This window comes from Mesomycoplasma moatsii (assembly GCF_045276915.1).
Taxonomy (GTDB): domain Bacteria; phylum Bacillota_I; class Bacilli_A; order Mycoplasmatales; family Metamycoplasmataceae; genus UBA710.
Map to the genome: position 1 here is coordinate 258,558 of NZ_CP174166.1, position 13,269 is coordinate 271,826.

8 protein-coding genes are annotated in these 13,269 nt (G+C 25.0%); 6 read left to right on the top strand and 2 right to left on the bottom strand.

The window, feature by feature from the left end:
* Window positions 1–59: 59 nt before the first annotated feature.
* Window positions 60–1,403 carry an asparagine--tRNA ligase gene (gene asnS / locus ACJA28_RS01270; protein WP_022935291.1) on the top strand — a complete coding sequence of 448 codons (1,344 nt, stop codon included), beginning with the start codon at window positions 60–62 and terminating at the stop codon, window positions 1,401–1,403.
* A gap of 27 nt (window positions 1,404–1,430) precedes the next feature.
* Entirely contained in the window at window positions 1,431–5,753 is a 4,323-nt protein-coding gene (locus ACJA28_RS01275; protein ID WP_022935292.1) for a PolC-type DNA polymerase III, read from the top strand.
* Here ACJA28_RS01275 and ACJA28_RS01280 read toward each other — a convergent pair whose 3' ends face one another.
* The gene (locus ACJA28_RS01280) at window positions 5,754–6,842 is read right to left on the bottom strand and encodes a glycosyltransferase (protein ID WP_022935293.1); all 1,089 of its coding nucleotides are present in this window, start codon (window positions 6,840–6,842) and stop codon (window positions 5,754–5,756) included.
* Entirely contained in the window at window positions 6,826–7,980 is a 1,155-nt protein-coding gene (gene glf / locus ACJA28_RS01285; protein ID WP_022935294.1) for a UDP-galactopyranose mutase, read from the bottom strand. The genes ACJA28_RS01280 and glf overlap by 17 nt, the downstream gene beginning before the upstream one ends.
* Before the next feature lie 71 nt (window positions 7,981–8,051).
* Between glf and rsgA the strand changes: the two genes are divergently transcribed.
* The 4 genes from rsgA to gpmI all read left to right on the top strand — a co-directional run bounded on the left by rsgA (window position 8,052) and on the right by gpmI (window position 13,261).
* Window positions 8,052–8,885 carry a ribosome small subunit-dependent GTPase A gene (gene rsgA, locus ACJA28_RS01290; RefSeq protein WP_022935295.1) on the top strand — a complete coding sequence of 278 codons (834 nt, stop codon included), beginning with the start codon at window positions 8,052–8,054 and terminating at the stop codon, window positions 8,883–8,885.
* The gene (locus ACJA28_RS01295) at window positions 8,885–9,541 is read left to right on the top strand and encodes a ribulose-phosphate 3-epimerase (protein ID WP_022935296.1); all 657 of its coding nucleotides are present in this window, start codon (window positions 8,885–8,887) and stop codon (window positions 9,539–9,541) included. Before rsgA ends, ACJA28_RS01295 begins: the two co-directional genes overlap by 1 nt.
* A 66-nt stretch (window positions 9,542–9,607) precedes the next feature.
* On the top strand, window positions 9,608–11,632 hold the full coding sequence (locus ACJA28_RS01300) for a hypothetical protein (protein ID WP_022935297.1): 2,025 nt from the start codon (window positions 9,608–9,610) through the stop codon (window positions 11,630–11,632).
* A 126-nt stretch (window positions 11,633–11,758) separates the two neighbouring features.
* On the top strand, window positions 11,759–13,261 hold the full coding sequence (gpmI, locus tag ACJA28_RS01305; RefSeq protein WP_022935298.1) for a 2,3-bisphosphoglycerate-independent phosphoglycerate mutase: 1,503 nt from the start codon (window positions 11,759–11,761) through the stop codon (window positions 13,259–13,261).
* Window positions 13,262–13,269 lie beyond the last annotated feature (8 nt).

The window sequence follows — 13,269 nt, forward strand, 5'->3', positions numbered from 1 at the left end:
TGGAATATCTTTATAGTTTTTTTTATATCTTTTATAATGTATTAACTAGGAGTTGCAAAATGGACAAAAGTATTAAAGAAATTATTAATTCATATCAAGATCAAAAAGAAATTGAATTAAAAGGTTGAATTACTTCAAATCGAGGTAATAACAAAATAAGATTCATCAGTTTAAATGATGGTTCAACCATTTTAAATATTCAAATTGTTTTTAATCAAGAAAAATTTGATTTAGAAGAGATTGAAAAATGAAAAATAGGTTCTGCTTTAAATATTAGAGGAATATTTAAGTTAACTCCAAATGCTAAACAATCATGTGAAATTGAAGCTATTGAGGCAAACAATATTTCTCCTACTGATGATTCTTTCCCAATTCAAAAACAAGAAATTAATTTAGAAACTTTAAGAGAAATTCCTCACATTAGACATCGAACAAATATCTTTAGGGCAATTATGCTAATTCGTTCAACATTGGCTAAAGAAATTCACAATTTTTTTGATTCTGAAGGGTTTATGTATCTTCATACACCTATCATAACCTCTAATGATGGTGAGGGCGCAGGCGAAGGATTTATTGTAGATGATGAAAATAAAGAACTTTTTTTCTCTAAAAAAGCAACTTTAGCAGTTACGGGACAACTACATGGTGAATCATATGCAACAGGTTTTACTAAAATTTATACTTTTGGTCCAACATTTAGAGCAGAAAAATCAAATACCAAAAGACATGCTGCTGAATTTTGAATGATAGAACCTGAAGTTGCTTTTTATGAACTTAACGATATTATTCACTTATCTGATCGCATGCTTAAATATGTTATTAAAAAAACATTAGAAAAACATCCAGAAGAATTTAAATTTTTAGATGAAAGACAAGAAGGAAGATTAATAAAAAATTTAGAAACATTTTTAAACAAAAAATTGCAAATTCTTGAATATTCTCAAGCAATTGAGATGTTAAAAAAAGTAAAAGAAAAATTTGTTGAAAAAAATATTGAATATGGTTTAGATTTAGCAACTGAACATGAAAAATATTTAGCTGACGAAGTATTCCAAGGACCAGTAGCAATAATTAATTATCCAAAAGAATTTAAAGCATTTTATATGTATTTAAATAATGATGGTAAATCAGTTGCTGCATTTGATTTATTGGTTCCTGGTGTTGGTGAATTAATTGGTGGTTCTCAACGTGAAGTGGATATTGAAAAACTAAAATCAAGAATGAGTTATTATAATATTTCAATTGAAGAAATGCAATGATATTTAGATTTAAGAAGATTTGGAGATGCAGGTTCATCGGGATTTGGATTAGGATTTGAAAGACTAGTAATGTATGTAACAGGAATAGATAATATACGAGATTCAATTCCTTATCCAAGAACCTTTGGAAATTTAAAGATGTAGTTTTAATTACCATAAAATTATTTGATTATGAAAGATGCATTTAGTAAGTTCTGTGAACAAATTAACTTTACAATAACACCAAATTTAGAAGGTTCTTTAATAAATAATGTTAGTTTGATAGAAAAAGATAAAGAAACATTTACTGAATTTAATGTTACATTTTTTTCGATACCATCAAAAGAGCAGTTGATTTATTTTTTAAATAAATCTTTAATATTTTTTCAGCCTTCAAAAACACAATTTATTATTTCTTTTGCTAATAAAAACTATTCATTACAAAGAATTTTTGATTTATTTGATGTGGGTTTTTCTTTCTTATTCAATAAAGACATAAATAATTATTTAAATATTAATAATTTTAGTTTTGATATAAATTCTAATAATGTAGTTATTAATTTTGATACTTTTTTTCAATATAATGAATTCAAAAATTTAATCGATATTAATCAAATAATTTCATTCTTTAATATAAATGATTTAAAAATTTCTATTATTAATAATAGTGAAATTTTATTTGATCAAGCAATTGAAAAACAAAATAATGTTAATCAAGAAGAATTAAAAAAAATGCTAGAACAAAAAAAAGAAGTAAAAAATATTAGTAATACTAATAAAAATTACAATTCGTTTAACAGAAAAGATAGAAAATTTTTTAAAATTTCAACCGAAGAATTTTATTTGACCCATGAACAATTTGTTTTAATTGAAGGAAAAGTTTTTAACATTGAAAAAATAATTACAAAAACAAATTTAAAAATTGTCTCAATTTTTATAACGGATCAAAAAGAAGCAATTGTTGCTAAATATTTTGTTCGTGAAAATGAAGAAGACAAATTTGATTGAATTAAAAACGATATATATATTTCTGTTTTGGGCGAAAAAAAACAAGAATATAATTCTTCTTCATTTTTTTTACAAATACTTCAAGTTGATGAAATTAAAAATCCTTTAACTACAAAAGATGAAGCTAAAGAAAAAAGGGTTGAATTTTCAGCGCGTACTTCAATGTCAGCTATGGACGGTTTTATAAGTGCTACTAATATGCTTAAATATGCAAAAGAAATGGGACATGAAGCTATTGGAATAGTTGATTTTCAAAATATTCAAGCTTTTCCAGAAATTTTCAATAATGCTAAGAAAATTGGTATAAAACCAATTTATGGATCAACATTTAGTGTTATTTCTAAAGAACACAATTTAATTTGAAATACAAAAAAAGATAAAGAAATTAGAAAAGAAAGATATGTAGTTTTTGATCTTGAAACAACATCATTAAATCCAAGAACTGGAGAAATTATTGAATTTGGAGCTATCATTGTTGAAAATGATATTGCAATTAAAACGTTTCAGTTTTTTGTTAAACCTTCAAAACCAATTTCTAAATTTACCACTGAACTTACAGGTATTAGTCAAAAAATGTTAGATGAGCAATCTAAATTTGATAACCAAAAAGATGCTATTTTAGAAATATTAAAAATTTTTGATAAATCAACAATTGTTGCTCACAATGCTTTGTTTGACATTGGTTATATTAAAGAAAAAATGCGACAGTATAATTTAGGCAGATTAGAAAATCAAATTATTGATACTTTAAATGTTGCAAAATTTTTACTTCCATATTCTCACTCTTATAGATTAGAAATAGTTTCTAGAAAAATGAATATTTTTTATGATCCTTCAGTTGCTCATAGAGCTGATTATGATGCAAAAGTATTACAACAAACTTGAACAAATATGATTAACTTACTAGAAACTAAAAACGTTAAGACATTCAATGATATTGAAAAAATAGATGCAAAATGATTGAATGATAAAAAACATGGATATGATTTAGCAATTTATGCTAAAAATCAAAAAGGTTTAAAAAAATTGTTTGAATTAGTTTCTCGATCACTAACTACAAATTTTTATAACGGACCAAAATTATTTGAAGAAGATTTGATGAGTGAAAATTTAGAAGATTTATTAATTGGTCCTGCTTCAATTAGTTCACGATTGATAGAATTAGTTCAAACAGGAACAACAAAAGAATTAGAAAAAGAAATTGATAAATGAGATTTTATAGGAATTCCTTCACCTCATTTATTTTCACATCTTGTTGCTCGAGAGAGTTTTACAAATGAAGAATTAAAATCGATGTTAAAAGATTTAATTCATAGAGCAAAAAATAAAAATAAGATTATTATTGCAATTGGTGATGTTCGTTACTTAACAGATGAAGATGTTTTGGCTCATGCAATATATATCAATACTAAAGGATTAGAAGGAAGAAGACATTCACTTTTTAAATATAATGAAATACAACCAAAATATCCAATTCAAAAACTTTTAACTACTCAAGAAATGCTGGATCAATTTGAATTTCTAAATTCAAGTGATTTAGCATATGAAATTGTAGTAAAAAATACAAATTTTTTAAATTCAATGATTGAAGATAATTTAGAGGTTATTAAATCAAAATTATATCCACCTAAATTTGACGATTCAGAAACGAAATTAGTTGATTTAGTTTATAAAAACGCTCATAAAATTTATGGAGATAATTTACCTAAAATTGTTGAAGATAGAATCAAAAGAGAATTAGAACCAATAAATAAATATGGTTTTAGTGTCGTTTATTGAATTAGTCAAAAATTAGTTGCTAAATCTATGAATGATGGTTACTTAGTTGGTTCTCGTGGTTCTGTTGGTTCTTCAATTGTGGCCACTTTAAGCGGAATAACCGAAGTTAATCCTTTAATTCCTCATTATATCTGTGAACAATGTAAATATGTTGAGTTTGTTGATAATGCAAAAACAACTTCTGGTTTTGATTTACCATCAAAAAATTGTCCTCAATGCAATATTAAATTAAAGCAAAATGGCCAAACCATACCTTTTGAAACATTTCTAGGTTTTGATGGTGATAAAGTTCCTGATATTGATTTAAATTTTTCGGGTGATTATCAACCAATTATCCATCAAGAAGTAAGAAATCTTTTTGGTGAACATCACACATTTAGAGCCGGAACTATATCAACAGTTGCAACAAAAACAGCTTTTGGTTTCGTTAAAAAATATTTTGAAGAAAATAATTTAAATAGATCAAATCATTTTGTAAGTTATTTAGCAAAAAAAATTGAAGGTTCTAAAAGAACAACAGGACAACATCCCGGTGGAATTATCATTATTCCTAAAGAATTTGATGTTGAAGACTTTACTTCAGTAAATTATCCTGCAAATGATGTTTCTAGTTCTTGACAAACAACACACTTTGATTTCCATGCAATTCATGATAATGTTTTAAAACTTGATTTACTTGGACACGATGATCCTACTGCTATTAAACAGCTTCAGGAATTAACTAATGTTAAAATGAAAGATATTTCGTTTTCTGATGAAAAAGTAATGAAACTTTTTTCTTCAACAGAACCTTTAGGTGTAAAACCAGAAGATATAAATGATGAACAAACCGGTGTTTTAGGTATACCTGAATTTGGAACTAAGTTTGTTAGAAAAATGTTAAAAGTAGCTAAACCAACATCTTTTAATGATCTAATTAATATTTCAGGTTTATCTCATGGAACAGATGTATGGAGCGGTAATGCAGAAGAATTAGTAAAACAAGGAAAAACTTTGAACGAAGTTATTTCTTGTCGTGATGACATTATGGTTTATTTAATGAAAAAAGGAATAGAACCTTCAATCTCATTCCAAATAATGGAAAAAGTAAGAAAAGGAAAGGGATTAACCAAAGAAGATGAAGATATTCTAAAAAATAAAGGTATTGAAAAATGATATATTGATTCTCTTAACAAAATTAAATACATGTTTCCTAAAGCTCATGCAACTGCATATGTTATGATGGCATGAAGAATAGCGTGATTTAAAATTTATTATCCAATGGAGTATTATGCAACATTTTTTACAGTTAGATCAGATGTTTTTGATATTGAAAGTGCTTTAGAATCTAAAGTATATGTTGAAAGAAAATTAAAAGAATTAGAAAGAAAACAATATTCAGACGAAAAATTAAGTCAAAAAGAAGAGGAACTAATTCCAATATTTGAAATAATTAACGAAATGCTAGCTCGTGGAATTACAATTTCTAATATTGATTTATATAAATCTAAAGCAACTGAATGACAAATAGATTATGAAAACAAATCTTTAATTCCTCCTTTTATTGTTTTGGATGGGCTTGGAGAAACTGCGGCAAGATCTATTATTGAAGCTAGAAAAGAAAAGGAATTTACTTCTAAAATTGATCTCGCAAAAAGAACGCAAATTAATAAAACTGTTTTGGAAAAAATGGAAAAATTAGGAATCACTAGTAAACTTGCAAGTACAGATCAATTAAAATTATTTTAATTATTCTCAATCAGCCATAACATTTAATTTAAATCTTGCATATAATTTTTCGCCAATTCTAATTATTGAAACAATTCCATGACCTCTTGTTAATTTGATTATTCTTGACAACATTCCTTTTTTAATAATTTTGTAAGCAAATAAATCGTTTTTATTTTTGCAATATTGTAATAAGTCATTTAAATTATTGTAAATAACTTTATTTCTATTATTAATTGATTTATCGTGTGAAATAATCATTGATTGCCATTCAAGCATATTTTTCGCTATTTTCCAAGCATACTTTTTTTGTTTCAATGAATTTATTTCTATTTCAAATAACTCTTTAATTACAATATCTTTTACTTTTTCTTGATGAATTCTATTTTTTACCATCGAACCAATATTAATTGATTGATCCTTACGCCCAATATGATATCTATATAAAGGAATGTCAATATAATAAAGTTTTTTAGCTTGCGAAAACGGAATTGTTGCGTAGTGAGAATCAGAATAATAAATTCCTTCAATTTGTTTAAAATTAATATCTCTTAAAAATTGAGTTCGATAAATTATTGAATGCATCGTAATAATTGAATTTGGATAATTTAAATCTTCTGTCTTTAAAATTTTGTAAGGTTTAAAATATTTGTTTCATTTATAAGTAATTTTCTTATTATGCAAAACTTTATCAAAAACAAAATCTGTGATTACTATATCAATATCTATTTGAAAACCAACTATTATTTGAACAATTTCAATAAAACACTTAGTATCAAAAATATCATCCACATCTAAAACTTTAAAATATTTACCTTTAGCTTCTTTAATAGCGCGGTTAATAACTGATCCGTATTGACCATTTTCTTTATCAATTACTTTAATAAAGTCTTTTCTAATTTTTTCGTTTCATTTTTTCGCTCATTCTTTTGCTTTTTCTGATCCGCGATCTTTAGAACCATCATTAATAATTATGATTTCTACTAAATCCAAAATTTTTTCTTCAATAGTCATCATATTAATAATAGAATGCATTGAATTATCAATGTAATTTTCGCCATTGTACATTGGAATTATTATCGAAAAAAAAATTTTATTTTTTTCTTGCATATTCTAAAATCTCTTTCGATTTTGTTAAAGCTTCATCTATTGCTTGATCCATATTTATATATCTATATAATCCCATTCTTCCACAAATAAATAAATTATCAAATTGTTTTGCATAATTAAAATATTGTTGATATTTTGTTCTTGCTTGTTCTGTTGCTAAAGGATAATAAGGTTCATTCCATTTATCACTTTTTTCATTATATGTTCCAGGAAATTCTTTACTGATAATCGTTTTTGTTTTATCTGATTGAAAAGTCATATTTTTATATTCTGTAATTCTTGTCATTTTAGGATCTGCTGGATAATTAACAACAGCTGTTTTTTGAAAGTGTTCTTGAGATAGAGTATCAAATTCAAAGTGTAATGAACGGTAATCTAAAGAACCAAATTTATCGTTAAATAATTTATCTAATGGACCTGTATAGATTAGTGTTTCATTTTCATCATCAATAAAAATTTTATTATTTTTAAATTTGATTAATTTAGTCACATCAGTATTTAGTTTTACTTCTATATTTTTGTGATCTAATATTTTTTCAAAAGTTTTTGTATACCCCTCTTCAGGTAAACCTTCATATTTATCCTTGAAATAAGTATTTCTATAAGATAAAACAACAGGAATTCTTGCTGTTACTGAATCATCAATTTCATCAGGTTTTAAATTTCACATTTTTGTTGTATAGTTTAAAAACAAATTTTTGTAGACAAACTCTGCTACTTTTTTAATTAAAGGGTCATTGTTTTTTCTTAATTCTAGAATTGTTACTGTGTCTTGATTAGGATATAAATTTAGCAATTTATTTTTTATTTCCTCCGCCTTTTCTTCAAAACAAATATCAATTGATTTAAAATTAAAAGGAATAGGAACTAATTTATTATCAACATATCCTTCAACAATATTTTTAAAATTATTTAATTTTCAAAATTTAGACATATATTCATAAACATTTTCTTTTGAAGTATGAAAAATATGAGGTCCATATTTATGAATTAATATTCCATCTTTTTCATAATCATACATATTTCCACCAATATGATTTCTCTTTTCATAAACAGAAACCAAAAAACCAGCATCTGCCAAATTTCTCGCAATAACAGAACCTGTTATCCCTGATCCAACAACAATAAATTTTTTCATACTATTTCCTTATTTTAAAAATATACAAATATAAATATACTCTAAAGCGATTAAAATTATAATATATTCAAATGATAAAACAAGGTCAAGTAATCAAAATAATATCTGGTTTTTTTGATGTAGTGTCAAAAAATAAAATTTATCGACTTAGAGCAAGTGGAACGTTAAGAGATAATAATTTAATTCCAATTGTTGGTGATTATGTTGAATTTAAAAATGATTTACTGTTAACAAAAGTTAAAGAAAGAAAAAATTTTTTAATAAGACCAAAAGTTGCAAATATTGATTTGGTTGCAATTATTGTTTCTTTAAGTGAACCAAAATTTTCTTCTTTATTGTTAGACCGATTTTTAGCAATTATTGAATCACAAAATATTAGTACTTTAATTATTTTTACAAAATCTGATTTAGGAAATAACAAACCTTATTATGATTATTTATCACAAAATTTTAATTGTTTATTGATTAATAACAAAGATAAAGATTTTGATTGAAACAAAATTAAAGATAATTTTAAAAATAAATTAACAGTTTTTACAGGTCAGACAGGTGTTGGAAAAACTTCTACGTTAAATAACTTATTAAATAAGAACGAAAAGACAAATGAAATTTCTAAATCATTAGGCCGTGGTAAACACACTACAAGGGTGATAGAAATCTTTTTTGATCAAGATATAAGAATAATTGATACTCCAGGATTTAGTTCATTAGAAATTAATTTAAGTAAATTAGAACTTGCTCATTCTTTTTTTGATTTTAAAGAATGGTCTAAAAAATGTAAATTTTCTACTTGTATTCATTATAAAGAAATAGATTGTGAAGTTAAAAGAAACTATCAAAATAATATTTTGTTAAAATCAAGATATGAAAATTACATCAAAATGCTATTGGAGGCTAAAGATTAATGTTAGATAAGTTAATTACACCTTCAATTTTAAATGTTGAAAAAAACCAAAGGAAAGAAACTATTAATAGATTAATAGAATTAGGAATAAAATGGATTCATTATGATGTAATGGATGGTGAATTTGTTCCAAACAAAGCTTTAGAAATAGATGAAATAATTTCATATCACAAAGAATGTAAAAAACATTTAAGCGATATTCATTTAATGGTTAAAAATCCTTTTGAGTACGCAAGAAAAATTTCAAACTATGTTACTTGTTTAACAATTCATTTTGAATCTTTTGATAACGAACAAGAAATTATTAATTTCATAAATGAATTCTCGCACGAAAATTGAATTGGTATTGCCATTAAACCTAATACCCCATTTTCAAAAATTCAACATTTGTTATATTTATTTGATTTAGTATTGATTATGTCTGTTGAACCAGGATTTGGTGGACAAACATTCATTGAAAATTCAATTAAAAAAGTAGAAGAAATAAAAAAATTTATTGATGAAGAAAAATTAAATACCATCATTCAAATAGATGGTGGAATCAACGATACAAATAGTATTAAACTTTTTAACATAGGAACTTCGTTTAACGTTGTGGGATCGTATTTAATAAGTAATTTAAATAGTGCAACATTAAAAAAATTGGGCAAAAAATAAAAATGAAATTGTTTAATTCTTAATAATTAACCTAAATTTAATAACATTATATGCTATAATTCAATAATGAAAAAAATTGCTTTAGGCTTGGGAATAACTTGTTTATTTTGTATGCCGAATCTATTAGTTGTATCTTGTTCTAAATCAAAAGAACAGAGCAAAGATCCAAATAATCATGAAAATACAAAAATTATATCTGTTGTAAATAGCGAGAATTTAAATTACAATAACGAAAAAGTGAATAACATGACAAAAATTGAATTTTTGGCCAAAATTCAAAATAACTTAAGTAAATTTGTTATTGAAAACATAAAACAATTTGTTGTTGGAGATATTTCAATGATTGAAGGTCTAAATGATTTAAATACTGAAATTATATCTAACGAAAAAGATGATAGTAATACATTAAGTTTTATACTCAAAATTTACAAAAATAGATGATATTTAGATAACAAAATTCAGATCGTTGATTTATCACAAGAAGTTCAAATAATCAATTTTAAACAATTACCATCAAGTTTAGATCCTGCTGGTGGACAATTAATTGATAAAAAATTAAGTGCAACAAAATACAAAAATATTATTAACCTTTTCAACTTAAAAAGCACAATGTCTCTAATTAAATTAAATGATGATTATTTTAATTTAAAATTACAAAATATAGATGAATTTAAAAATCTTAAAGTTAAAGTTTTGAGTGGTGATACAGGACGTGGTAATATTGATATTAGTTTATCTGGAACATATAAAGACGAAACAATAAATGCTAATATAACAATATCAGGATTTAATGCTTTTAATAAAAATGAAAAAATAGAAATATATAATTTAAATATAAACAAAAATGCTTGAATTGAAAATTTACAACCAATCATTAATTCCGCAAATATAGACTCGATAAATGTTATCCCTTCTGAGCAATGAATTAATACTTTTTTGTTAAATTTTGAAATATCAAATCAAGAAGGTAGTAAATTAGGTTTAATGAATGAATTAATTCAGCAAGGATTTAATTTTACTATCCAATCAAGTATTGATAAAAATAAAAAACTAATATATTTCCAAATTAGTGCAACATACACAAATAGCGAATATATTGGTGGAGTTTGAAAAGAAAAAGGCGAATTAATTAATTGAACACAAGTTTCATATAATAAGCCAAGCATTGCCATCCCTACAATAGATGATGTTAAACGTTTTCTTATAAATAAAGTAGTTATTAATGAAATTAAAATGCAATCCTATTACCCATCTTATTTTCTTGGTAAAGCATATTTTAGTAAAAATTTATTGAAAAATAACAATTTTTCGATTAGTGATTTGTTCTCAAATGAATGAACAAATAAAATTAATGATACTTATCTAAAGGAAAATGCAAGTGGAATTGCTTTTGGTATAGATTGTGATAGTGTTGTTGCAGATGATTTTTCAAATAAACTAGAATTTGCAGTCACTCTTGCTGTTGGTGGTGAATATCAACAAATTTTTAGTAAACATTTTGATTTTTCAAATAAAACAAAAAATATTAATGAAAATAGCATAATAGCAAACGACAAAATAAATGCTGTTTCAATTAATCCAGATTTTGAAACAAATAGTTTTCTAAAAAATTTGAAAAATATTTTGAAAAAAGACCATAAAAATTTAGTTGATAGAGCATTTAATTTGCAATCACATGATAAATTAAGCATTTCTAATTTAAGTAGTACAATAATTCCGCTAGCTTTGAAACAAAGTTTGATCAGTTTTGAGGACACAGAAGACAATGTTAATAGAAGATGAGAACAGATAAAAAAATATTTAATTCCTTCTATTTTTAGTAGAGAAATTGATTTGAGTTTTGGAACAGATAATGACAATAACTCGCAAAGAAAATTGAATTATTTCTCAAGATTATATGAAAATTCATTTGTAATTGAGTCAATATTATATAAATTTAATGATGCTTTACAACTTGATTTAATTAATATTCATCAAAATGCTATTATGATTAAGATTGAATTTGTAACAGAGATTTCGTTTAATAAAAAAACAGAACAATATAGATCACAATTAACAACAATTATGCTAAAAAGTCAATGAGAAAAATAATTTAAATTAGTCAAAAATTATTAAGTTGATTTCGATATTTTCTTTAACAACTAATTTTGTATATTTTGTATTAAAATAAATGAAGAAACAAAACTTAACAAATAAAAAGTAAGGAAGTCAATATTTATGAGCAAAAAACCAATTGTGTTGTGTGTTATCGATGGTCTTGGACTAAGAGATGAAGTTCAAGGTAACGGATTCAAGCAAGCTAACACTCCAACTTTTGATGAATTTTTTAAAAGTTATCCAAATTCAATTATTCAAGCTTCTGGAGAGTTTGTTGGTCTTCCGAAAGGTCAAATGGGAAACTCAGAAGTAGGTCATTTAAATATTGGTGCAGGAGAAATTGTTTATACTGGATTATCATTGATCGGTAAAGAAATTCAAGATGGCAAATTTAAATCAAATAAATTTTTTGAAGAAGCATTTAAAAATGTTAAAGAAAATAATGCAACTTTACATTTGATGGGTCTTTTATCACCAGGTGGTGTTCATTCATTAGAAGAACATCTATTTTTATTGATTGATGCAGCATATGAATATGGTGTTAAGAATGTGTCGGTTCATGTTTTTGGCGATGGACGTGATGTTGCACCTAAATCTATTATTCCTTCACTAGAAAAACTAGAAGAACAACTAAAAAAATATAATTATCATTTAGCTTCTATTTCAGGAAGATTTTATGCTATGGATCGTGACAAAATGTTTGATCGTAACGAAAAGGCATATCAAGCTATTCTAGGTAAAGCTGATAATATTTTTAATTCAAGTATAGACTATGTTAATGAACAATATAAAGAAAACATTAGCGATGAATTCTTAATACCTGCTATAAATCCTAATGCTAAATTTGTTAATAATGGGGATTCAATTATTTTTTTCAATTTTAGACCTGATCGAGCAAGACAATTAACACATTTATTTATTGGTTCAAATATATATGAAGTTAAACCTTCTATTCCTGTAAAAATCAATAAATTTGTTTCAATGATGAAATACGAAGGATTAGATACTATTGTTGCTTATTCAGAAATGGAAGTTAAAAATCCAATTGGAAAAGTAATTGCTGATGCCGGATTAAAACAGTTAAGGTTAGCCGAAACTCAAAAATATGCTCATGTTACATTTTTTATGGATGGAGGAATTGATGTAGTATATCCAAATATGGATAGAAAAATGATTGATTCATTAAAAATAGAATCATATGCAGATGCTCCACATATGTCAGCCGAAGGGATTACAGATTATTTAATTGAAAATGGTGCTAAATATGATTTAGTAATTATGAATTTTGCTAATCCAGATATGGTTGGACATACAGGGAATTTAAAGTCTACAATTGAAGCAGTATCATTTTTAGACAAACAAATCAAAAGAATTAAAGACTGAATAGAATCAATTGGCGGAACATTATTCATTACTGCAGATCATGGAAATGCTGAAATTACAGAAGATAAAAATGGAAATCCAGCTACAAAACATACCTCAAGTCCAGTAATGCTAATTACAACAGATAAATCATTAAAATTAAAAAATGGTAAATTAGCTAATATAGCTCCTACAATCTTAGATTATATGGGAATTAAAAAACCTGAATCAATGAATGAAGATTCTTTAATTGAAAAATAATTTAGGTC